The sequence below is a fragment of the Gemmiger sp. An194 genome, assembly GCF_002160145.1.
GTDB lineage: Bacteria > Bacillota > Clostridia > Oscillospirales > Ruminococcaceae > Allofournierella.
In genome coordinates, this window is the sequence record NZ_NFKA01000007.1 from 20726 (window position 1) to 42643 (window position 21918).

Consider the following 21918-nt stretch of genomic DNA (forward strand, 5'->3'; position numbering starts at 1 on the left):
CACGCCAAAATTTTCCGTGATATTTTCCAAAAATGCTCGCCAATCCACTAAGGATTGGCTGCGCTTTTTGGTTCATCTCACAAAAAATTTCCGGCGCGCTCCACCACCCGGAATGGTGCGGTGTTTCCCTTGTCACCGGGCGGGCGAAGCGGCCCTGCCCCACACAAAAGGAGAGAAACAAGATGCAGCAGTATCTGGAAGTCTGCAAGGCCGTGACTACCCATGGGGTGGCAGGCGAAGTGAAGGTGGAGCTCTGGTGCGACGACGCGGCCTTTCTGGGCCGGTTCAAGCGGCTGTACCGGGGCCCGCAGGGCCAGGCGCCCATCGCCGTGACCAAGGTGCGCGCCCACAAGAACATGGCGCTGGTCACCTTTGAAGGCGTGAACGACATGGACGCTGCCCGCGCGCTGGTGGGTCAGGTGTTCTACATCGACCGGGCGGATGCAAAGCTGCCCAAGGGTCATTATTTTCAGGCGGACCTGCTGGGCTGCCGCCTGATCGACGCCGAGACCGGCCGGGACTACGGCGAGATCGCCCAGGTCAGCCATCCCGGCGCCCAGGACATCTATACCGTCACCTGCCCGGACGGCTCCACCGCCCTGTTCCCGGCGGTCAAGCCCTTCCTGGTGAAGATCTGCATTGAGGACCGCAAGGTGCTGGTCAGCCCCATTCCGGGCATGTTCAGCGAAGCGGAAAATGGTGACCAGGTATGATGCGTGTGGATGTGGCGACCCTGTTTCCGGAGATGTGCCAGCGGGTGCTGGACGAGAGCATCCTGGGCCGGGCCGCAAAACGAGGCTATATCGAGACCCACTGCCACCAGATCCGGGACTACACCCTGAACCGGCAGAAGCAGGTGGATGACTATCCCTACGGCGGCGGCTGCGGCATGGTAATGAACGCCCAGCCCATCTATGACTGCTGCCAGGATATCATCCGTCAGGTGGAGGAACAGGGCCGTCAGCGGCCGCATATTATATTTATGACCGCGGCGGGTCAGCGGTTTTCCGAAGAGACCGCCAAGCGTCTTGCCCAGTACGACAGCCTTCTTCTGGTTTGCGGCCATTACGAAGGCATGGACGAGCGGGTGATCGAGGAGCTGGCGGACGAGGAGATCAGCATCGGCGACTATGTGCTCACCGGCGGCGAGCTGGCCGCGCTGGTGGTGGCAGACAGCGTGCTGCGTCTGCAGCCCGGCGTGTTGTCTCAGCCGGAGGGCTATCAGGATGAAAGCCACTGGAACGGCCTGCTGGAGTACCCCCAGTACACCCGTCCGGAGGAGTGGCGGGGCAAAAAGGTTCCGGAGGTCCTGCTCAGCGGTCATCATGGCAATATAGACAAATGGCGGCGCGAGCAAAGCCTGGAACGCACCCGTATCCGGCGTCCTGATTTGTACGAAGTGTATCAAAATGAGCATAATCAGAACCACAAAAAGTAATTAATATCAATAACGTTGAAAACTTTCGGGATTTCATATGAGATTGTTGAAAACTAAGTGGTTGTTTTGCACAAAGAAACGTTTCCGGCATTTTCTGGATTCGGGAAACTGACAAAATTGCACAAATGTACTGTACAATCGGGTGAGAATGGGCTATTATAACAACCAGAAGCCCATCTAATTTTAGAAATAGGAGCGAATGAATCATGTTTGTTAAAGAAGTTACCGTTGAGAACAAAGTCGGCCTGCATGCCCGTCCTGCTACCTTCTTCATCCAGAAGGCCAACGAGTACAAGTCTTCCATCTGGGTCGAGAAGGAAGAGCGCCGCGTGAATGCCAAGAGCCTGCTGGGCGTTCTGAGCCTGGGCATCGTGGGCGGCACCACCATCCGCATCATCGCTGACGGCGCCGACGAGCAGGCTGCCGTGGAAGGCCTGGTAAAGCTGGTAAACTCCGGTTTCGCCGAGTAATTTCTTTGCTTTCATAAATCAAAGGGCGGGTTTTGAAAAACCCGCCCTTTTTCTGCTTTTGCCCCACAGCGGGGCATACTGGAGGATAGCGGCCCCGCAAAACCCGGCCGCAGAAGGAGGACCCCCATGACCAAGGCTGAACTGCACGAAAAAGCGAAGATGCTCCCCCTGCTGCCGGGGGTCTATATCATCCGGGATAAAAGGGATGAGATCATCTACATCGGCAAGGCCAAGCGGCTGCGTACCCGGGTGAGCCAGTATTTCCGCGAGGGCGTCCCCCACGATGCCAAGGTCACCCAGATGATCGAGCATGCCTTCAACTTCGACGTGATCGTCTGCCAGAGCGAGTTCGAGGCTCTGGTGCTGGAGGCCAGTCAGATCAAGGCCCACACGCCCAAGTACAACATCCTTCTGAAGGACGATAAGGGCTACAGCTATGTGAAGATCACCAAAGAGGAATACCCCCGCATCTCGGCGGCGCTGCAGAAGGAGGAGGACGGGGCGGAGTACATCGGCCCCTTCACCAGCAGCTTTGCGGTGCGCCAGATGGTGGAGACCGCTCAGGACGCCTTCCTGCTGCCCCGGTGCAACCGGCGCTTTCCCCAGGAGATCGGCAAGGGCCGACCCTGCCTGAACGCTCACATCGGCAAGTGCATGGCTCTGTGCAGCGGTAAAATCAGCAAGGACACCTATAACCAGGCGGTGCAGGGAGCCATCCGGCTGATCCGCTACGGCAAAAAGGACATTGTGAAGACGCTGGAGCAGCGCATGGAAGAGGCCGCCGAGCGGCTGGACTTTGAACAGGCCGCCCTGCTGCGGGACCAGATCGCCGCCATCAAAAAGGTGTCGGCCGGGCAGAAGGTGGTGGTGGACGAGAGCACCCAGATGGATGTGATCGCCTTCGCCGGAGCGGGGCAGAACAGCTGCGCCGCCATTTTGCGCTACCGTACCGGCCGTTTGACCGACAAGCGGGAGTTTTTGTTCCGGGGCACCGCCGATCTGGACGCCCTGCGGGAGGAGTTCCTGCCCCGTTACTATCTGGACGGGGAGGAGATCCCCAAGGTCATCGCGGTGGATGTGCTGCCCGAGAGCCATGAGGCTCTAACCCAGCTGCTGGAGGAGACCCGGGGCACTAAAGTGCAGCTGTATGTGCCCCAGCGGGGCGACACCGCCAAGCTGGTGAGCATGGCCTACACCAATGCGGTGGAGCGCCTTGCCCGGGAGAGCGGACGCACTGACCGGAGCCAGCGCCTGCTGGACGAGGCCGCCGCGGTGCTGGGCCTGCCCGAGCCGCCTGCGGTGATCGAGAGCTACGATATCTCCAACTGGGGCGAGGGCACCAGCGTCTGTGGTATGGTGGTGTTTGAAAACGGCCGCCCCAAGAAAAGCGGCTACCGGCGCTTTAAAATGCGCACCGTGGCGGGCACCGACGACTTCGCCAGCATGGCCGAGGCGCTGAGCCGCCGGGCCGCCGAATACGAAAAGGGCACGGCGGGCCAGTTCTCGGTGCTGCCCAGCGTGATCTTGCTGGACGGCGGCAAGGGCCAGGTGAGCGCGGTGAAGTCGGCGCTGGCAGGTACCGCCCTGGCGGCGGTGCCCCTGTTCGGCATGGTGAAGGACGATCACCACCGCACCCGGGCCATCGTGACCGCGGACGGCGGCGAGATCTCCATCAGCATGCACCGGAACATCTTCACCTTCATCTCCTCCATTCAAGACGAGGTGCACCGGTTCTCCATCGCTTACCAGCGCCAGAACCAGAAGAAGAAAGCCTATGCCTCCAGCCTGACCGCCATTCCCGGCGTGGGCCCGGCCACCGCCAAGGCACTGCTGGCCCATTTCAAATCGGTGGGCGCGGTGCGTGAGGCCGATGTGGATGAGCTGACCAATGCCAAGGGTGTGGGTCAGAAGGCAGCCCAAACCATCTATGACTATTTTCACCCCCAAACGGAGGACTGATCTATGGACCAGAACACATTGCACGAACGTTTTGCCGAAGCGGCGGAGTACTATGCCGGCCGCAAGGGCAGCCGCCCCACCCTGGAGCAGGAGGACACTGTGGCCCTGCTGCGGGAAACCCAGGAGATCTACGGCCATATTCCGCCCCAGGCGCTGGAGACCATTTCCGTCTGCACCGGCTATAAAGTGCCGCTGCTGGAAAAGCTGATCCGGTTATATCCCAGCCTGAAGCTGGGGGCCGCCGCCCACGAAATCGTGGTGTGCAGCGGCGGGCGCTGCGGCGCGAAAAATGCCGCTCTGATGGATCGGCTGAAAAAGGGGTTGGCCCAGCTGCCCGAAGGCACTGCAGTACTGCGCACCCAGAACTGCTTCAAGCAGTGCGGCAAGGGGCCCAACATCCAGGTGGACGGAACGCTCTGGAACGGCTGTGATGCCGCCGCCGTGGACCGGATTCTGGAAATGCTGCGGCCGAAAAAAGGGTAAATCAACGGTAAGGGCTCACGCCTTTCTGCTTGACAAAGCGGCCGGTGCGGGCCATAATGGAAAAAAACAAAGGGACAGGAAAGGGAGGTGGACCCCCATGCGCGTGATCTCAGGCTCTGCCCGGGGAACAAAGCTGGCGGCCCTGCCGGGAGAAGATATAACAAGGCCCACGGTGGACCGGGTGAAGGAGGGCATGTTCAGTGCTCTGCAGTTCATCCTGCCGGGAGCGAAGGTACTGGACCTGTTCGCGGGCAGCGGGCAGCTGGGCATCGAGGCGCTGAGCCGTGGCGCGGCCAGCTGTGTGTTTGTGGATCAGGACCGGGGCGCGGTGCGCATTGTGGAGCAGAACTGCAAGGCTGCCGGAGTGCAGGCCCAGAGCCAGATCCGAAATACCAGGGCGGACACGTTCCTGGCAAGCTGCGGCGAGCAGTTCCACATCGTACTGCTGGACCCGCCCTACCGCCACGATACGCTGGCACAGATCCTGCCTCAGGTGGCGCGGGTGACCGCGCCCGGCGGCACCGTGCTGTGCGAGAGCGAGCTGGCAGCCAATCTGCCGGACGAGTGCGAGGGCCTTTGCAAGAAAAAACAATACCGTTACGGCACCGTATTGGTGACCCGCTATGAAAAGGAGCGAGAAGAATGAACATCGACGAGTTGCTGGACCTGATGGAAGAAACCATGGAAGAGGCCTCCGGCCTGCCGTTCTCCGGCAGCAAGCGGATGGTGGACATTGACAAAATGCGGGACATCATCGACGAGGTGCGCCTGAACATGCCCACCGAGATCCGCCAGGCCAAGGCCATCGTGAACGACCGGGCGGACATCATCGCCAGCGCCAAGCGGGAGGCTGAGGCCATCGTGAAGAAGGCCGAGGACCGGGCCCGGGTACTGGTGGGCGAGGAGCAGATCGTGCGGGCTGCCCAGCAGCGCGCGGCGGAGATCCTCTCCAGCGCGCAGAGCCAGTCCCGCGAGATGCGCACCACCGTGACCGACTACTGCGAAAACATGCTGCGCATCACCGAGGAGCAGCTGGCCCGCAACGCGGCGGAGGTCAAGACCGTGCGCGCCAACCTGCGCCAGAACGCGAAGAACAATAACGGCTGATTTGGCTGTCAGTCATCAGAGCCCCGTGCCCGCCCGAACCGGCAGGCACGGGGCTTTTTGCTTGCTGCGGGCTGTGGAAAATCCGGTGAAAATACAAATCCTTGCCTGCGTGATTTACTGTGCGGCAGTGCCCGGCGGAAAGAATACACAAAACAGGAAAAATATGCAGCCAAACCACGAAAAAGCGGCATTGGGGCGAGATTTTTCACGATTCTTTTTCGGTGCAATATCTTGCAATTGAGGTGGGGGTAACGTATAATAATTGATACAGTGGGGAGAAGTGGGGGAAAGTGGAGAGTTTTCCACAGCGGTGGAGCCGATGGGCAAAACCCGTGCCCCCGCGCGAAAGGAGGCGGCGCCGTATGTTGATGGGCGAGTACAACTATGCCATCGACGAAAAAGGCCGCCTGAATTTTCCCGCACGCTTTCGGGAGCAGATGGGTCAGGTGTTCGTCATCACACGCTGGATGGACAACTGCCTGGTCGCTTTCCCGGAGAGCGAATGGCAGCTCATCTGCGAAAAGCTGCAGGGCAAGAGCCTGGTCAAGACCCGCGAGATCCAGCGGTTCCTGTTCGCCATGGCCACCGAGGTCACGCCGGACAAACAGGGCCGGGTGCTCATTTCGCCCAGCCTGCGTACCCACGCGGGCCTGCAGAAGGATGTGACCATCATCGGTGTGGGCAAGCATGCCGAGATCTGGGACACTGCTGCCTGGCAGCAAAAACAGGCGGGCTTTGGCAGCGAAGAGCTGGAAGCCGCCATGGAAGAACTGGAACTGTAAGGGGGAACGCACATGGAATTCAGCCACATCCCCGTGCTTTTGAACGAATGCCTGGAGGGCCTGGCCATCGACCCGGCCGGCATCTATCTGGACGGCACCGCCGGAGGCGGCGGCCATTCCAGCCAGATTGCCAAACGCCTCACCACCGGCCGTCTGGTCAGTCTGGACCAGGACCCGGACGCCATCGAGGCGGCGGGCAAGGCCCTGGAGGGGCTGCCCGCCACACTGGTGCAGACCAACTTCTGCAACGCCCGCAGCGCCTTGTATGGGCTGGGCATCGAAAAGATCAACGGCGCCTTGCTGGATCTGGGGGTATCCTCCCATCAGCTGGACGATGCCTCCCGGGGCTTTTCCTACCGGCAGGACGCGCCGCTGGATATGCGCATGAGCCAGAGCGGCCCCACGGCGGCAGATCTGGTGAACACCGCCAGCCGGGAAGAGCTGGCCCGTATTCTGCGGGAGTACGGCGAGGAGCCCTATGCCTGGGCCATTGCCGGACGCATCGTGCAGCGCCGGGAGGAGACGCCCTTCGCCACCACCCTGCAGCTGGCCGATGCCATTGCCAGCGCCCTGCCCCCGGCGGTGCGCCGTAAGGACAAAAACCCCGCCCGGCGCAGCTTTCAGGCGCTGCGCATCGCGGTGAACAGCGAGCTGGATGTGCTCAGCCAGGGCATGGAGGAGATCTTTGATCTGCTTGCCCCCGGCGGACGCTTCGCCATCATCACCTTCCACTCGCTGGAGGACCGACTGGTGAAGAATAAATTCCGCCAGTGGGCCACCGCCTGCACCTGCCCGCCGGAGTATCCGGTCTGCGTGTGCGGGGGCAAGGCAAAGGGAAAGCTCATTACCCGCAAGCCCATCGAGGCCACCGCTGCCGAGCTGGAGGAAAACCGGCGCAGCCGTTCCGCAAAGCTTCGGGTGATCGAAAAGCTGGGCGACTGAATCGCATTCTGTTTCGGCAAAGGGGAGCCGGAACACCGATAAAACGCAAGGAACAAAAAAGGAGGTGAGCGCACATGGCACAGGCAGCCTATGAACTGGAACGGTTCGCGGACCGGCCATTGGACGTAAAACCCCGCATGAGAGCGGTACAGGGCAAAAAGCAGGCCATGAAGATCAGCGCTCAGGCCTATAAAACCGTGGCGGTGAGCTGCGTGATGGTCATGCTCACCGTGGGCCTGCTGCAGAGCCAGGCCACCCTGACCCAGCTGACGACCCAGATTCAGAAAACCAATCAGCAGCTGGTCAATGCCCAGAGTGACTACAACTATCTGTCCGGCGTGCTGGACAGCAAAACAAACCTGAAAAACGTGGAGCAGATCGCTGCTCAGCTGGGGCTGATGAAGCTGGATAAAAGCCAGATCACCTATGTGACGCTGGAAAACGAAAGCACCATCCAGCGGCCGGAGAGCGGTTGGCAGCGCATTTTGGATCTGCTGAACAACGGATTTCTGCGCCTGATGGATCATCTTGATCCCTGACCGCAAATGGAAAAAGCGTGCCGCCGCGCACGCTTTTTCGATTATCAGGGGGATTCGATCGGTTTCGCCCCCCCTTATGCGCGGCAAAGACACTGATGCAAACAAAGGAAACACAGCCATGGCAAGAATGATGAATCCGCAAAACCCGCAAAAGCAACCGCCCAAACGCAGCTCACTGCGTTACTGGCTGCTGGCGGGAGCATTTGCCTTCGGCGCTGCGATCCTGATTGGCCGGCTGGCCTGGCTGCAGATTGCAAAACACGATGAATACCGCATCCAGGCGGCCAACCAACAGCTGAAGGATGTGGCGGTGACCCCCACACGCGGGCAGATCTACGATGCCAACGGCAAGGTGCTGGCCAAGAGCAGCATTGTGTGGACCATCGCTGCCGACCCCAGCCAGATCAGCGCATTGAAAGCGGCGGAGGGCGACGAGCGCCCCGCCGAGGAGCGCCGGGCCGAGCGGGTGCGCACCGTGAGTGCCGATGTGGCCGGGATACTGGGCCTGGATGAAAATGAGGTTTACGATAAGCTCATCGATTCCGAGAGTCAGTATCAGGTGCTGGCCAAGCAGGTGGATAAGCCGGTGGCGGACCAGATCAAGGAGTACGCCAGCGAGAACAATCTGCCCATCACCGTAACGCAGGATACCAAGCGGGAATATCCCTACGGAGCCTTCGCCGCCAGTGTGCTGGGCTTTATGCATGCGGACGGCTACGGCTTCTATGGTCTGGAGGCCTATTACGAGGAAACGCTGGCCGGTACGCCCGGCCGTCTGGTGAGCATCAAAAACGGCCTGGGTGCCGAGATCGCCAACGATGAACGGGAGGAATACCCCGCACAGGACGGCAACAGTCTGGTACTTACCCTGGATGCCAACATTCAGGCCATTGCGGAAAAATACCTGGAAAACTCGGTAAAGGTAAACAACGTAACCGAGCGCGGCGTGGTGATCGTGATGGACGTGAACACCGGCGCCATCCTGGCCATGGCCACCAAGCCGGATTTTGACCCCAACGATCCCATGACCATCTATGACCCCCAGCGGGCTGCCCTGCTGGAGGGACTGTCTGACGAGGAGTACACCCAGGTACAGGGCTCGGAGCGCCAGCGCCAGTGGAAAAACAAGGCCATTACCGAGCTATATACCCCCGGTTCGGTGTTCAAGCTGATCACCACCTCCGCTGCACTGGATTCCGGTGTGAGCACTCCCGGCACCACCTATTACTGCGGCGGCAGCTATCAGGTGCTGCCCGGTACCCAGCCCTATAGCTGTGCCGAAGGCGCCAATCATCAATGGCAGGACATGGGCAAGGTGCTGTACAACAGCTGCAACATCGCCACCATCCATGAGGCCGAGAAGATGGGCATCGAGACCTTCTCGGATTATTACAATGCCTTCGGCTTCACCGAAAAGACCGGCATCGATCTGCCGGCGGAGCAGGCCCCCTATGCGGGCATCTCCTACCATTCGGCGGATACCATGACCATTATCGACCTTGCGTCCACCAGCTTCGGTCAGGCCCAGAAGGTGACGCCCATCCAGATGATCACCGCAGTGGCGGCCGTCGCCAACGGCGGCTATCTGGTGCAGCCCTATATTGTGGATAAAATCGTGGACCAGGAGAGCAACGTGGTACAGGAGACCGAGCCCACCATCAAGCGCCAGGTCATCAGCGAAGAGGTCTCGCAGCGGGTGCTGAAGATGATGGAAGGCGTGGTGGACTACGGTGCCGCAGGCGCGGCTGGCCGCAACGCCTATGTGGCGGGCTATCACATCGGCGGCAAGTCCGGTACCAGTGAGAAGCTGGACCAGGGTGAACGCGAGGGCGGCGGCTACGAGAAGGTTTCCAGCTTCCTGGCGGTGCTCCCGGTGGACGACCCGCAGATCGCCATCCTGGCCTTTGTGGATGAGCCCCATGCGGAAACGGAATACGGTTCTATGCTGAGCGCCCCGCTGATCGGCAACATCATCAGTGAGGTTGCTCCCTATCTGGGCATCGAGATGGACGAGAGCCTGCTGCCCAGCGGCGATGTGACCGTGCCCAATCTGGTGACGCCCAACAATCCCAGCTACAGCCAGTGGGATCTGGCTCAGGTGGAGCTGAACAAGATCGGCCTTGCGCACCGAAAGGTGGGCAGCGGCGATACGGTGCTGGCTCAGTATCCCGAGGCAGGCACCAAGGTGGCCGCAGGTACCACGGTGTATCTGTATACCGACAGCACCGAATACACCAAGACCACCGTGCCGGATGTGACCGGCAAGAGCGCGGCTCTGGCCAGCCAGATGCTGGCGGGCTCCGGTCTGAACGTGCGCATCAGCGGCGATGAGAACGGGCAGGTAACCGCACAGGATGTGGCTGCGGGCACCGAGACGCCCATGGGTACGGTGGTGACCATCACTGCCGCAGCCGCGGCCGAACCGGCGCAGGATGCCGACACCTCTGCGGATGCATCCTCCGCCGATTCCGGTACAGATGCCGGAACCGATGAGGGCGGAGAAAACGGCGAGGGCTGATGCCACGCCGGAAAACAATTCAGCAATCAGGCGCCCGGCCCGGATCATCTGCCGGGTGCCTGCAATACAAAAGGAGGCAGTTGCAATGCAGCCGATCCCTGCGAAGATGCTGCTTGCCGGGCTGGCCGAGGCCGGTTCGGTGGGCGGTGAGACCATCACAGCTGTGGTGACCGACAGCCGGGCCGTATGTCCGGGCTGTGTGTTCGTGTGTTTCCCCGGCCAGCGGGTGGACGGTCATGATTTTGCCGCAAAGGCAGTGGAGGAAGGGGCCGCCTATGTGGTGGCCAACCATCCGGTGGAGGGCGTGCCGGAGAAAAAGCTGGTGCTTTGCCCCAGCAGTCACCATGCTATGGTGCGCATGGCGGCCAACTACCGCATGCTGTTCCATCCGAAAATGATCGGCGTTACCGGCAGCGTGGGCAAGACCACCACCAAAGAGTTCTGCTATGCCATCCTCAGCGCATTCGGCAAAGCCATTAAGACCGAGGGCAACCAGAACAACGAGATTGGCGTGCCCAATACCCTGTTCCGCATCACGGAGGAAACCGAGTACGCGGTGGTGGAAATGGGCATGAGCGCCCTGGGTGAGATCGAGCGGCTCAGCCGGGCCGTCCGGCCGGATGCGGGCCTGATTACCTGCATCGGCGTGAGCCATCTGGAAAGTTTGGGCAGCCGGGAGAATATTCTGAAAGCAAAGCTGGAGATCTGTACCGGTCTGCCGGACGGCGCGCCCCTGGCCCTGAATGCAGATGACGAATATCTGCAGCTGGCCCGGCGGGAGGGGATGATCCCCGCCCGGCTGCGCCCGGTGTGGTACGGCATGAACGACCCGGAGGCGGACGTGCGTGCGGTAGAGGTAAAGGCACTGGAAAACGGCATGGCCTTCACTCTGGAGGACAAGGAGCACGGCAGCTTTGCGGTGACCATTCCTGCCCTGGGCCTGCACAGCGTCTACGACGCGCTGGCCGCCTATGCCGCCGCCACCCGCATGGGGTTGGACGCGGGCCGCTGCGCGGCGGCGCTGGCGGATTACCAGACCACCGGTATGCGCCAGAAGGTGGTGGAAAACGGTGGACGGGTGTTCATCGAGGACTGCTACAACGCCAGCCCGGACAGCATGCACGCCAGCCTGAACATGTTCCGGGAATACCCCTGCAAGGGGCGGCGGTTCGCACTGCTGGGCGATATGCTGGAGCTTGGCTCCATTGAAGAAGAGGCCCATCGGCAGGTGGGACGCTGGGCGGCGGAAAGCGGCCTGACCCACCTGGTCACGCTGGGCTCTGCCAGCCGGTTTGCGGCCGACGAGGCGGAAAAGGCGGGTCTTGCGGTGACCCGCTGCGAGACCCATGAGGAAGCGGCGCACACGCTGGGAGGCCTGATGGTCCCCGGCGACGCGCTGCTGGCAAAGGGCAGCCGGGGCATGCGGCTGGAGCAGGTGCTGCAGCTGCTGTATACCGGCGAAACCCAAACAAACAACTAAGAGGAGAATCAAATTATGGCACGTTATGCGCTGATTCTGGCGGCCGCCTGCGGTTTCATGATCTCGGCGGTTTCCGGTCTGTTCATTGTTCCGTTCTTACATAAGCTGCACTTCGGGCAGACCATCAAGGAGATCGGCCCCACCTGGCACAACAAAAAGCAGGGAACACCCACCATGGGCGGTCTGTGCTTCATCCTGGGCACCGTGTTTGCGGTCTGCCTGGCCCTCACCAGCCTGCTGCACGGCAGCCCCGAGCTGATGGGCGGCCCGGATTCCCGGGGCCTGTACCTGGCCATCTTCTCCGCCTTCGGCTTCGGCCTGATCGGTTTTCTGGACGATTTCATCAAGGTGGTGAAAAAGCGCAACCTGGGCCTGCGGGCCTGGCAGAAGATCGTCGGTCAGCTGCTGGTGACCACCGCGCTGCTGGCGGGTCTGTGGATGAACGGCACCCTGAGCACCTGCATCACCCTGCCCTTCTTCGGCATGGTGGATTTCGGCATCCTGTTCTACCCGCTGTCCTACATCCTGATCATCGGTGTGGTGAACGCGGTGAACCTGACCGACGGCATCGACGGCCTGTGCTCCTGTGTGACCTTTGTGTCCATGCTGGGCTTTCTGACCCTGGTGAGCTTTTTGGGGCAGTTCGTGCTGTCCATCCTGCCGGCGGCTCTGGCCGGCGCTCTGGCCGGTTTCCTCATCTGGAACTTCTACCCGGCCAAGACCTTCATGGGCGATACCGGCAGCATGTTCCTGGGCGGCGCGGTCGCCGGCCTGGGCTATGCCATGGGCCGGCCGGAGATTCTGTTCTTCTTCGGCGCGGTCTACATCTGGGAGGCGGCCACCGTGGTGATCCAGGTGACCTATTTCAAGCTGACCCACGGTAAGCGCATCTTCAAGATGACCCCCATCCACCATTCCTTCGAGATGCGTGGCTGGAGTGAGGTGAAGATCGACGCAGGCTTCAGTGCTCTGGCGGCACTGTTTGTGGTGCTAGGTCTGACCTTCGCTTATTTCTACTACTAATGTCTTTTTGCCAGGCCGCGCAACCGGCCTGAGTATCCCTGAAAAAGGAGGTCTGTGGCCATGATCGGTATGGCACGACATGGCGGTACGGCCCGCCAGACCTATCGAGCGCCCCGGCCGCAAAGCGGTGCGAGGCAGCGGGCGGAGCAGCTTCATCGCGCTGCCCGCCAGGCCCGTCAGACCAGCCGAACCCCGGTGCGCATGTTCTACAAGCACCCGGGCAAGCTGAACGGGGCCTTTCTGGCAAACCTGATCATCCTGCAGGTGTTTGGTCTGATCATTCTGTTCAGTGCCAGCTATGCCACCTCGCTGAATAAGTTCGGCACCAGCTATGAATATGTTGGCCCCCAGACCATCTACGCGATTATGGGTCTGGTGGCCGCGTTGATCGTCTCCCGGGTGGATTACCACTGGATACGGCGGTTCGCCTGGCCGCTGTATTTTGTGACCCTGGGACTTCTGGTTGTGGTTCTATTCATGCCGCCCATCAAGGGCTGCCGCCGCTGGATCAACGTGAGCGGTCTTCCCACCATTCAGGTGAGCGAGATCGCAAAATTCGCCCTGATCCTGCTGCTGGCCCATCTGTTTGCCCGGTACCAAAAGCACATCGAGGGCCAGTTCCCAGGCGCGGGCCCGGCGCAGAACCTGAAGCTGAGCATTATCATGCCGGGTATGCTGCTGGCACCCATTCTGGTGCTGCTGCTGCTGGAGCCCCATCACAGCGCCATGATCCTGATGTGCTGCATCGCAGCCTCCATCATGCTGGTGGGCGGCGCGCTGCTGCGCTGGTTCTTCCTGGCGGGCGGTGTGGCGGTAGCGGCCATCGCGCTGCTGCTGGTTACCCGCGGCGGTTACGTGGCAGAACGTCTGCAGGGCTGGCTGCAGCCTTTTTCGGATATGCAGGACTCCACCCGCCAGACCGGCCAGAGCCTTTACACCATCGGCTCCGGCGGACTGTTCGGCGTGGGCATTGGCAACAGCGTGCAGAAGCACATGTGGCTGCCGGAGGCCCAGAACGACTTTATCTTTGCCATCCTCTGCGAGGAGCTGGGCTTTGTGGGGGCTGTGATCTGCATCCTGCTGTTCCTGCTGCTGATCATCCAGGGCATTGTTATTGCCTGGAACGCTCCCGACCGGTTCGGAAGTCTGCTGGTGGTGGGCTGCATCGCCCAGATCAGCTTCCAGTTTCTGTTCAATGTGGCGGTGGTGACCAACACCATCCCGAACACCGGTATCAGTCTGCCCTTCTTCTCCTCCGGCGGTACCAGTCTGTTGATGCTGCTGGGTCAGATGGGCGTGGTGATGAGTGTGTGCCGGGCCGGAAACCGGAAAAAGGCCGACGAAAAGGCTGCGGCTGAACAGGAAAAGCAGGCCCAGCGAGCCCAGGAGGAATCGGACCCCTACGCCCGGTTCCGCCGCTGATTTTGAGGAATCCCTATCGTTTTGAAGGAGGCGCTTATCATGCGCGTATTGATCGCAGCCGGCGGTACCGCCGGTCACATCAACCCGGCGCTCGCCATCGCGGGCGCGATCAAGCAGCACTGCCCCGAGGCGGAGATCCACTTTGCAGGCCGCAAGGCAGGCATGGAGTTTAAGCTGGTGGGCCAGGCGGGCTATCCCTTTCATCACATTGAGGTGAACGGCATCCAGCGGAGCCTGACCCCCAAGAACATCCTGCGCAACATCGAGGCGGTGTGGCATCTGGCGTTGTCCGGGCCGCGGGCCAAGGCCATGATGCGTCAGGTTCAGCCGGATCTGGTGATCGGCTGCGGCGGTTATGTGAGCGGGCCGGTGGTGCGCTGTGCCGCCAAGATGGGCATCAAGACCGCCATCCATGAGCAGAACGCCTTTCCCGGCGTGACCAACAAGCTGCTGGCCAAGGATGTGGATGTGATCTTTGCGGCAGTGCCCGCAGCGGTGGAAAAGCTGGGCGCGCCCCAAAAGACCACCGTGGTGGGCAACCCGGTACGACCGGAGATTTTTGCTCAGGACCGTGCTGCCGCCCGCGCCAGGCTGAAGGCGGGGGACCGCACCGTGATCCTGAGCTTCGGCGGCAGCCTGGGCGCCCGCCGCATCAACGAAGTGGTGGCCGATCTGGCCGCCTGGGAGCAGAAGCAGCCCCGCAACATTCTGCATCTGCACGCCACCGGCAGCCGGGGCGTGGAGCTTTTCAAGAATCTGGCAAACGAAAAAGGCTTCTCTTATAATGAGAACCTGGTGGTGAGCGAGTACATCAACAACATGCCGGAACTGCTGGCTGCGGCCGACCTGGTCATCAGCCGGGCGGGTGCGCTTACTCTGGCGGAGCTGGAGGCAGTGGGCCGTGCGGCGATCCTGATTCCCAGCCCCAATGTGGCAGAAAACCATCAGTATTACAATGCGCTGGAATTGCAAAAAGCCGGAGCCGCCCTGGTGGTGGAGGAGAAGGACCTGACCGGCGAAAAACTCATCGCTATGGTGGAGGAGCTGCTGGCTCAGCCGGGCCGTCTGGCCCAGATGGGCCGCAATGCGCAGAGTCTGGCCGAGCCTCATAGCCTGGATAAGATCTGGACGAAGCTGGCGCAGCTGATGGGACTGGAAAATACGGCGAAAAAATAACAAATTGTAATAAATTCAAGAAAAAATACAAAAGAGGGGAGGGAAACCGGTGGCGAAACGTCAGCCAAGACGGAATCAGAGCCGTCAGCAGCCACAGAACAGAGGGCAGAATACACAGCGCGTTTCGGCAGGCAGCAGACGTCCGCCGCAGTCCTGGCCGGAATCCCAACCCGGTGCACAGCGAAGAGCTCCGCAGCAAAACCGTACTGTCCGGCAGCGGTCGGTCTCGGCGCAGCAACCGGAGTATCGTCGGCAGCAGGTTCGTTATCCGCAGGGAATGCAGCAGCCGGGCGCTGCCCGCGGCACAACCGTCCGCGCAAGACCGCCCAGACCGCCCCGCCGCCTGACGCACAGCGAGCTGCGCCGCCGTCGCCGCCGCCGCAATCTGTTGATGGCGCTGCTGGGACTTCTGGTGGTGGTGGTTGGTGTGGCCCTGTCGCTTACCGTATTGTTCAAGGTGGATACCTTCCGAATCGAAAATATGGACGGCAGTACACCGGCGAATACCGGCATCTACACCGAGGATGCGATTCTGGGTGCACTGGGCATCCCAGTAGGGGAGAACATGTTCCAGTTCTCGGCATCCCAGAAGGAGAAGAGCATGGAGATCAGCTTGCCCTATCTGGAGCGGGTGGAAATCCGCCGGCGACTGCCCAGCACGCTGGTGATCCGGGTGGAGCCCGCGGTGGAAACCTGGTGCGCCCAGTCGGACAGCGGATGGCTGACCCTGAGCGATGGGCTCAAGATCATGAAGATCAGCCAAGAGCAGCCCCAGGGGCTGCCCGCTCTGCTGGGGCTGGACATCGAAGCGCCGGTGGCCGGGTATTACCTGAAGCTGGCCACGCCCAACGCAACCGCCACACCGGCTCCGGCGGCATCCGGGGTGTCGTCGGTGCAGTCTGTTTCCTCTTCGTCTTCCTCCACATCGGGAAGTGAGCAAAACGCGCATGACCCCATGGAGGATGTGAACCGTCTGCTGGAGCTGCTCTGGACCTATGAGCTGAAGGATGACTGCACCAGCATTCAGTTCGACAATTCGAATGAGCTGTACCTGATTTATCAAAACAGAGCAAAGGTTCTGCTGGGGACCTTTAATAATCTGGACTACAAGATCAAGTTTGCTGCCTATCTGCTGCACAACGAGGACGGCAAAGGCATCGGCGACACTGAACAGGGAACTCTGGATGTTTCGCACCAGCTGGAGGATGGAAGCCTGCGGCCCACCTGGTCGCCCGGTTCCATTGCGGAATCGAATTCCGGTGAATCGGGTTCTGACCAGACGAATACCGCCGGGGAAGGCGACCAGTCAGACGGAGAAGGCGGAGATGCGGCAGGGGACGCTGAAAATGGTGACCAAACCGATTCCACGGAGGGCGGAGACGCAGCCGCACAGTCGGGAGAAGGAGACACAGCCGCAACGCCAGAACCTACCGCTGAGCCCGCCGCGTAAGTGAAGGATACCTATTATAACAAGGAACGCAGGAATCTGCGTTCCTTATTTTTATTCATCCGAAGAGCATGAAAATGGAAAATGATAGCAGGAATTGCTCTGCTTAAGAGAGATTTTTGCTGTTATAAGGCGGAAATGTGATGCTTGATGACAAATCTAGTATGAATTTATCTAAAGAATGAATCCAAGGGCGTAATTCCTTTATGCGAGTTTACGAAAAAATGCTTTTGCCTTGCAGGCGAAAAACCTTTGTGATATACTTTAAAGCGTCATCGAATGGTTTCAAATAAATCTTTAACCACTTCGATTGATCGGATTTTTTAATAGGGCAAAAGTTGTCCTTTTTAGTTGAGTAGTGAGGGAAAGACTGTGGAGCAAGAGTACGAGACCATAGACCTGCGTGAAATATTTTTCATGCTGAAAAATAATCTGCTGGCCATTGTGGCAAGCACCATTGTGTGTGCGATCGTGGGCTTTTTGATCACGAATTTTCTGATCACCCCGCAGTATCAGGCCAGCGCCACCATGATCGTAAATTCGCAGCAGAGCCAGACCAGCAACAACCTGACCAACGATATGCTGACCACTGCCAAGAATCTGGTGGCTACCTACGGCATCATCGTAAAGAGCGATACGGTTCTGGATCAGGTGATTGATGAGCTGGGCCTGGAGATGACCTATGAGCAGCTTGCCGACCGGGTGAGCGTTTCCGCGGTGGATTCCACCCAGGTGATGCAGATCTCGGTGGAGGATGAAAATCCGGCTGAGGCAAAGGCTATTGTGGGCAAGATCGTGGAGATTGCCCCGGATGTGATCCAGGAGGCTGTGGAGGCCGGCTCGGTCAAGGTGATTTCTGACGCCCGCGTGGGCGACGCACCGGTTTCGCCCAACAAAACCATGAACACTGCCATTGCCGGCCTGTTGGGTCTGGTGGCCAGTGTGGGCTTTATTTTCCTGAAGGAAATGCTGAACAATACCTTTAAAACGGATGACGACATCCAGAAGCATCTGGGCTTTACTGTGCTGGGCGTTATTCCGCAGGTGGAAGTGGAGGACTGATCAATGGCTTTTAAATTGCCCGCGCTCGGGAAGAAAAAGAGAAAAGATCAGCCCCTCAATCGTAAGCTGCAGATCATTTCCAAAAGCGCTCCCTTCCAGTATGTGGAGGCTTACAAGACCCTGCGCACCAACATCAATTTCATGGCGGCCAGCAACAATTATCGCCGTCTGGTGATTACCAGCTCCATCCCGGGCGAGGGTAAGAGCAACGTGGCGATCAACCTGTCCATCTCGCTGGCGGAGAACGGCAAAAAGGTTCTGGTTATTGACTGCGACCTGCGCAAGCCGGTGATGCATAAGTACCTGCGCATCACCCGCCGTGCCAGCGGCCTGACCAACGTGCTCAGCGGTGAGGCAACGCCCGCCGATGTGATCGTGCATTTCAGCGATCTGAACATCGACGTGATCACTGCCGGTGTGATCCCGCCCAATCCTGCGGAGCTGTTGGGCAGCGCCCGTATGGCCAAAATGCTGGACAGCCTTTCCGAGCAGTATGACTACATTATTATGGATACCCCTCCGGCCTCGGTGGTTACCGATGCGGCGGTGCTGAGCGCACTGGCTGACGGCGTGATCTTCGTGGTAAGCCATGCGAATGCCACCATTGAGTCGGCACAGCTGGCCAAGAAGAACCTGGAGGCGGCCAATGCCAACATCATCGGTGCGGTGCTGAACGGCTTTGATCTGAAGAGCACCACCCGCGATACCGGTTACTACTACTCCTACGAGTACGGATATTACAAATAAGGAAAGGAAGAGCGGCCCATGACGGACCTTCACAGCCATATCCTGCCGGGGATTGACGACGGCGCACAGACTGTGGAAGATTCTCTGGCTCTGATCCAGCGCCAGCTGGAGCAGGGAGTGGATGAAATTGCACTCACGCCGCACTTCAACGCCGAGCGCACCAGTGTGGAGGAATTTGCCCGGCGCCGTGCCGAATCGTTTGCACTTTTGCAGGACGCGGTGCAGCGGGAAGGGCTTGAGGTCAAGCTGAAGCTGGGAGCGGAGGTGTTCTTCAGCTCCAATCTGCTGGAGCTGGATCTGGAGCCGCTGCTTTTGCAGGACACGCCTTATCTTCTAGTGGAATTTTCCCCCATGTTTTATCCCAGCTGGGCGAAGGATATCTTTTATAACCTGGGGCTGCAGGGCATTACACCGCTGCTGGCCCATGTGGAGCGATATCCCTACATGCTCAGCGATCCCACCCGCCTGTTCGATCTGGTCAGTGCGGGTGCCGTGACCCAGGTGAATGCCAGCAGCATCATGCGCGCCGGCAGCCGCCAGGCCATGATTCAAAAGTTTTTGCGGTGGCAGCTCGTTCACGTGCTCTCCACCGATACTCATTCCGTGGACAAGCGCCCGCCTCTCATCGGTCCGGCCATGCAGAAGGTCGAGGGGTGGCAGGGCGCCGATACGGTCCGCTATCTTACCCAGAACGCCGCGGATGTGTTTGCCGGGCTGGAGCCTCAGCTGCGGGATGCCGCCAAGCCGAAGAAATTCTTTGGCCGGTGGTTCTGAATTTTATCTGGTATAGCGCGGGGAAACCCGCGTTATATATAAATCTTTGGGAAAGGAGGACGATACCAATGAAGAAGGTTATTTCTACCGTTGCTGCTCTGGCTCTGGCTGCCGTTATGGCTACCTCTGCTTTTGCTGCTACTACTGTTACTAAGGAAGATCTCAAGAACTGGGTAAGCAAAGCTTCTGTTCCTAGCAGTGTTGTTGACGCGTCTAGCGTTAAATCTGTTGCGAATCAGGTTATTGATGCTCTGACTGATGAGCAGGTAGCAAACCTGAGCAAAGAGAGCCTGCAGAGCGATTTCGCGGTTGCTACTGAAAAAGTAGAAAAAGCCGGGAATGATAAGGCGGCCTTGGTCACTGTGGCAAGCGATCTGAATGCTATGGTTGAGAAGCGTCTGGAAGCTTTGGGTGCTACCGTTGAGATGCCGACCTGGGCTGTCGAGGTGTACCTGAATGAGTTCGCTCTGAAGCCCACCAGCAATTTGGTGGTCAATGGTCAGAAGATTAGCGTACCTGAGGTCAGAGGCGAAGTTAAGGCTTCTGCTGCCAATAATGGTTCCACTACCACCACTGCTACCAGTGGCGCTGCTGCTTCTACCGCTGGCGTGATCAAGGCTACCGGCCTGAACACCACCGGCGCTGCTGTTGTGGCTCTGGCTGTGGCTTCCGTGCTGGGCGCTGCTGCCGTGAAGGCTCGCAAGCTGGGTGAGTAATCACTCGAACAAGGCAAATGATGTGTTTGCCACATAATTTGCCCATGAACAAGGAAAGGAACCCGTTGTGCTAACTTTCCTTGTTTTTTCTGTTTATAAAGGCCTTTTGGCCTATGATATATAATTGTTCACTGTTAACCGTCTTCCGCTCTGAAGCCGGAGTCGGTGCAGGCATCTGTTGAAAGGGGGCTATCCCATGCCCGTATATCATCGGCCGGACGATTACCGGCCAACTCAATCCGCTCCTTCCCGCCCCAAAGCGCCGCTCTGGCGTAAGCTGCTCAGCTTTGTGGGCGTGCCGGTATTGTTTTTTGCACTCACTGCCGGTGTGATTTATCTGGCTGCTATGCCCACGGTAGGGCCTTATGTGGGGCTTGCCAAATATCTGTTCAGCAAAGGCGAGACGAGCCAGCCCACCAACCTGTACGAGAATCTGGCGCAGAGCATCGAAAATTCCACCTCGGTTCCGTTCAGTCAGCTGGTGTATCCCTCCAAGGGCGACCAGTATGGTCAGATCACCATCGAGGGCACCAGTGTGGACGCACCGCTGTATTACGGCGACTCCACCCGGGAGCTGAATCGGGGCGTGGCGACCTACGCGGATTCGGTGGGTGCAGGCATCCCCGGCGAGAGCGAGACGGTTCTGTTGGCTGGCCATAATAACACCTTTTTCAACGGCCTGCAGGATGTACAGGAGGGCAGCCTCATCCACATCGACACTCATTACGGCAGCTATGTATACCGTGTGACCGAGATGAAGGTGGCGGATTATCAGGATGCCACCACCTACGATTTTACCCGCACAGACGAAAATCTGATCCTCTATACCTGCTACCCCTTTGATGCGCTTGGTTTTACGCCGCAGCGTTACTTTGTGTATGCGGAGTATGTGTCCGGTCCGATGATCGATAAGAGCAAATAACAGGGAGGCGGCAAAGGATGAAACAGAAAAAGATCCGAAGAAACGCTGCCGGCCCGGTGATCACCGGTGCGGTGGCCTGGGTGCTCAGCTTTTTGCTGGCGCTGCTGGCGGTGCTGGGCGTTGTGGCCTGCACCGTGTGCAATTCGCGCTATCTGCGCAGCCAGGTGCTGGAGAGCGGTTTTTGTGCAACCACGCTGGAGCAGCTGAACGAAAACTACACCAGCTATGGCAATGCGGGCGGCATCCCGGAAGAGGTGATGACCAGCATCGTGACCGAGGACCAGATCCAGCAGGATATGTTCCGGGCGGTGGAGAGCTTGTACGAAGGTGACCGACGGCTGATTGCCCATCCGGAGGTGGCTCAGGCGGCCGTGAACGCCATCGAGGCCAATCTGGAAGAGCGTGGCATCCAGATCACCGACGAGATCAGTCAGGCGGTGCAGGAGATGGCCAACGGCTGTCAGGTGGACTACGACAACTATGTTCAGCTGATCGTGACACCCTACATTGCGCCTTATATTGCACGTGTTACCCAGATGGTATGGATCGGCTTTGCGGTGCTGGCTGTGGTATGTGTGATCACACTGGTGCTGCTGATGAAGCTGCAGCCTTCCGGCGCGGCCCGGCTGCGCTGGTGCATCAATGCCTTTTCCGCGGCAGCTTTGTTCAGTGTGGTGGTTCCGCTGCTGTTTAACGCATCGATTCAGATGGACCGGCTGAACCTGAGCCCGGAGACCCTGAAGATGCTGGTGGCTTCCTATACGCACGGTGCAGTGGAGGTATTCTTCTATTTTGCACTGATCTATGCGGTGGTTGTTGCTGCGCTGGCCATTGCCTGGCGTGCAGGCCTTAAAAACTACCGCATGGTCTATCGCCGCGCGAAAGAAGAGCGGGAGGAAGCATAAGCAAAC

The 21918-nt window shown here is 59.4% G+C and carries 22 protein-coding genes; all 22 read left to right on the top strand.

The window, feature by feature from the left end; all coding sequences use genetic code 11:
- Positions 1-182 precede the first annotated feature (182 nt).
- The 22 genes from rimM (at position 183) to B5F28_RS06090 (ending at position 21912) form a co-directional block, all read left to right on the top strand.
- A complete protein-coding gene (gene rimM / locus B5F28_RS05985; RefSeq protein ID WP_087294353.1) occupies positions 183-713 on the top strand; it encodes a ribosome maturation factor RimM in 531 nt (176 codons plus the stop codon).
- A complete protein-coding gene (gene trmD, locus B5F28_RS05990; RefSeq protein ID WP_247643423.1) occupies positions 710-1438 on the top strand; it encodes a tRNA (guanosine(37)-N1)-methyltransferase TrmD in 729 nt (242 codons plus the stop codon). Before rimM ends, trmD begins: the two co-directional genes overlap by 4 nt.
- 206 nt (positions 1439-1644) lie before the next feature.
- A complete protein-coding gene (locus tag B5F28_RS05995) occupies positions 1645-1908 on the top strand; it encodes an HPr family phosphocarrier protein (protein ID WP_058965751.1) in 264 nt (87 codons plus the stop codon).
- 126 nt (positions 1909-2034) lie between these two features.
- A complete protein-coding gene (gene uvrC, locus B5F28_RS06000) occupies positions 2035-3867 on the top strand; it encodes an excinuclease ABC subunit UvrC (RefSeq protein WP_087294358.1) in 1833 nt (610 codons plus the stop codon).
- Between the two features lie 3 nt (positions 3868-3870).
- Positions 3871-4350, top strand: a complete 480-nt coding sequence (locus B5F28_RS06005) for an NAD(P)H-dependent oxidoreductase subunit E (protein ID WP_087294360.1) — start codon at positions 3871-3873, stop codon at positions 4348-4350.
- A gap of 97 nt (positions 4351-4447) precedes the next feature.
- The gene (rsmD, locus tag B5F28_RS06010; RefSeq protein WP_087294362.1) at positions 4448-4996 is read left to right on the top strand and encodes a 16S rRNA (guanine(966)-N(2))-methyltransferase RsmD; all 549 of its coding nucleotides are present in this window, start codon (positions 4448-4450) and stop codon (positions 4994-4996) included.
- Positions 4993-5457, top strand: a complete 465-nt coding sequence (locus B5F28_RS06015) for an HrpE/YscL family type III secretion apparatus protein (RefSeq protein WP_058965758.1) — start codon at positions 4993-4995, stop codon at positions 5455-5457. Before rsmD ends, B5F28_RS06015 begins: the two co-directional genes overlap by 4 nt.
- A 362-nt stretch (positions 5458-5819) precedes the next feature.
- Complete coding sequence (gene mraZ, locus B5F28_RS06020; protein WP_087294364.1) at positions 5820-6239, top strand: division/cell wall cluster transcriptional repressor MraZ; 420 nt, start codon at positions 5820-5822, stop codon at positions 6237-6239.
- 12 nt (positions 6240-6251) lie between these two features.
- Positions 6252-7181 carry a 16S rRNA (cytosine(1402)-N(4))-methyltransferase RsmH gene (rsmH, locus tag B5F28_RS06025; protein WP_087180384.1) on the top strand — a complete coding sequence of 310 codons (930 nt, stop codon included), beginning with the start codon at positions 6252-6254 and terminating at the stop codon, positions 7179-7181.
- Between the two features lie 74 nt (positions 7182-7255).
- A complete protein-coding gene (locus B5F28_RS06030; RefSeq protein ID WP_087294366.1) occupies positions 7256-7720 on the top strand; it encodes a hypothetical protein in 465 nt (154 codons plus the stop codon).
- Between the two features lie 118 nt (positions 7721-7838).
- On the top strand, positions 7839-10238 hold the full coding sequence (locus B5F28_RS06035; RefSeq protein WP_158097536.1) for a penicillin-binding transpeptidase domain-containing protein: 2400 nt from the start codon (positions 7839-7841) through the stop codon (positions 10236-10238).
- Positions 10239-10323: 85 nt separating this feature from the next.
- Complete coding sequence (locus tag B5F28_RS06040) at positions 10324-11718, top strand: UDP-N-acetylmuramoyl-tripeptide--D-alanyl-D-alanine ligase (protein WP_087294371.1); 1395 nt, start codon at positions 10324-10326, stop codon at positions 11716-11718.
- A gap of 15 nt (positions 11719-11733) precedes the next feature.
- Positions 11734-12741, top strand: coding sequence for a phospho-N-acetylmuramoyl-pentapeptide-transferase (gene mraY, locus B5F28_RS06045; RefSeq protein WP_087294373.1), 1008 nt, complete (start codon positions 11734-11736; stop codon positions 12739-12741).
- A gap of 60 nt (positions 12742-12801) precedes the next feature.
- Entirely contained in the window at positions 12802-14163 is a 1362-nt protein-coding gene (locus B5F28_RS06050) for an FtsW/RodA/SpoVE family cell cycle protein (RefSeq protein ID WP_247643424.1), read from the top strand.
- Between the two features lie 39 nt (positions 14164-14202).
- Positions 14203-15339: an undecaprenyldiphospho-muramoylpentapeptide beta-N-acetylglucosaminyltransferase gene (murG, locus tag B5F28_RS06055; RefSeq protein WP_087294375.1), complete on the top strand. Its 1137-nt coding sequence runs from the start codon at positions 14203-14205 to the stop codon at positions 15337-15339.
- Positions 15340-15616: 277 nt separating this feature from the next.
- Entirely contained in the window at positions 15617-16789 is a 1173-nt protein-coding gene (locus B5F28_RS06060; RefSeq protein WP_087294377.1) for a cell division protein FtsQ/DivIB, read from the top strand.
- Positions 16790-17158: 369 nt separating this feature from the next.
- Entirely contained in the window at positions 17159-17848 is a 690-nt protein-coding gene (locus tag B5F28_RS06065) for a YveK family protein (protein ID WP_143424696.1), read from the top strand.
- Positions 17849-17851: 3 nt separating this feature from the next.
- Positions 17852-18595 (top strand): CpsD/CapB family tyrosine-protein kinase, encoded by a 744-nt coding sequence (locus B5F28_RS06070; RefSeq protein ID WP_087294381.1) that lies wholly within the window; start codon positions 17852-17854, stop codon positions 18593-18595.
- 18 nt (positions 18596-18613) lie between these two features.
- Positions 18614-19369, top strand: a complete 756-nt coding sequence (locus B5F28_RS06075) for a tyrosine-protein phosphatase (protein ID WP_087294383.1) — start codon at positions 18614-18616, stop codon at positions 19367-19369.
- Positions 19370-19437: 68 nt separating this feature from the next.
- Entirely contained in the window at positions 19438-20085 is a 648-nt protein-coding gene (locus B5F28_RS06080; RefSeq protein WP_087294385.1) for a hypothetical protein, read from the top strand.
- Between the two features lie 196 nt (positions 20086-20281).
- A complete protein-coding gene (locus B5F28_RS06085; RefSeq protein ID WP_087294387.1) occupies positions 20282-21007 on the top strand; it encodes a class D sortase in 726 nt (241 codons plus the stop codon).
- Positions 21008-21024: 17 nt separating this feature from the next.
- Complete coding sequence (locus tag B5F28_RS06090; protein WP_087294389.1) at positions 21025-21912, top strand: hypothetical protein; 888 nt, start codon at positions 21025-21027, stop codon at positions 21910-21912.
- Positions 21913-21918: the final 6 nt, after the last annotated feature.

Excerpts from the sequence above, each read along its gene's own strand:
- B5F28_RS06030 (WP_087294366.1), top strand. The coding sequence starts at position 7,256 with ATGGCACAGGCAGCCTATGAACTGGAACGGTTCGCGGACCGGCCATTG.
- B5F28_RS05995 (WP_058965751.1), top strand. The coding sequence starts at position 1,645 with ATGTTTGTTAAAGAAGTTACCGTTGAGAACAAAGTCGGCCTGCATGCC.
- trmD (WP_247643423.1), top strand. The coding sequence starts at position 710 with ATGATGCGTGTGGATGTGGCGACCCTGTTTCCGGAGATGTGCCAGCGG.
- B5F28_RS06040 (WP_087294371.1), top strand. The coding sequence starts at position 10,324 with ATGCAGCCGATCCCTGCGAAGATGCTGCTTGCCGGGCTGGCCGAGGCC.
- mraZ (WP_087294364.1), top strand. The coding sequence starts at position 5,820 with ATGTTGATGGGCGAGTACAACTATGCCATCGACGAAAAAGGCCGCCTG.
- B5F28_RS06005 (WP_087294360.1), top strand. The coding sequence starts at position 3,871 with ATGGACCAGAACACATTGCACGAACGTTTTGCCGAAGCGGCGGAGTAC.
- rsmH (WP_087180384.1), top strand. The coding sequence starts at position 6,252 with ATGGAATTCAGCCACATCCCCGTGCTTTTGAACGAATGCCTGGAGGGC.
- B5F28_RS06090 (WP_087294389.1), top strand. The coding sequence starts at position 21,025 with ATGAAACAGAAAAAGATCCGAAGAAACGCTGCCGGCCCGGTGATCACC.
- murG (WP_087294375.1), top strand. The coding sequence starts at position 14,203 with ATGCGCGTATTGATCGCAGCCGGCGGTACCGCCGGTCACATCAACCCG.
- B5F28_RS06060 (WP_087294377.1), top strand. The coding sequence starts at position 15,617 with ATGCAGCAGCCGGGCGCTGCCCGCGGCACAACCGTCCGCGCAAGACCG.
- B5F28_RS06015 (WP_058965758.1), top strand. The coding sequence starts at position 4,993 with ATGAACATCGACGAGTTGCTGGACCTGATGGAAGAAACCATGGAAGAG.
- B5F28_RS06050 (WP_247643424.1), top strand. The coding sequence starts at position 12,802 with ATGATCGGTATGGCACGACATGGCGGTACGGCCCGCCAGACCTATCGA.
- B5F28_RS06085 (WP_087294387.1), top strand. The coding sequence starts at position 20,282 with ATGCCCGTATATCATCGGCCGGACGATTACCGGCCAACTCAATCCGCT.
- rimM (WP_087294353.1), top strand. The coding sequence starts at position 183 with ATGCAGCAGTATCTGGAAGTCTGCAAGGCCGTGACTACCCATGGGGTG.
- uvrC (WP_087294358.1), top strand. The coding sequence starts at position 2,035 with ATGACCAAGGCTGAACTGCACGAAAAAGCGAAGATGCTCCCCCTGCTG.
- B5F28_RS06075 (WP_087294383.1), top strand. The coding sequence starts at position 18,614 with ATGACGGACCTTCACAGCCATATCCTGCCGGGGATTGACGACGGCGCA.
- B5F28_RS06035 (WP_158097536.1), top strand. The coding sequence starts at position 7,839 with ATGGCAAGAATGATGAATCCGCAAAACCCGCAAAAGCAACCGCCCAAA.
- mraY (WP_087294373.1), top strand. The coding sequence starts at position 11,734 with ATGGCACGTTATGCGCTGATTCTGGCGGCCGCCTGCGGTTTCATGATC.
- rsmD (WP_087294362.1), top strand. The coding sequence starts at position 4,448 with ATGCGCGTGATCTCAGGCTCTGCCCGGGGAACAAAGCTGGCGGCCCTG.
- B5F28_RS06070 (WP_087294381.1), top strand. The coding sequence starts at position 17,852 with ATGGCTTTTAAATTGCCCGCGCTCGGGAAGAAAAAGAGAAAAGATCAG.
- B5F28_RS06080 (WP_087294385.1), top strand. The coding sequence starts at position 19,438 with ATGAAGAAGGTTATTTCTACCGTTGCTGCTCTGGCTCTGGCTGCCGTT.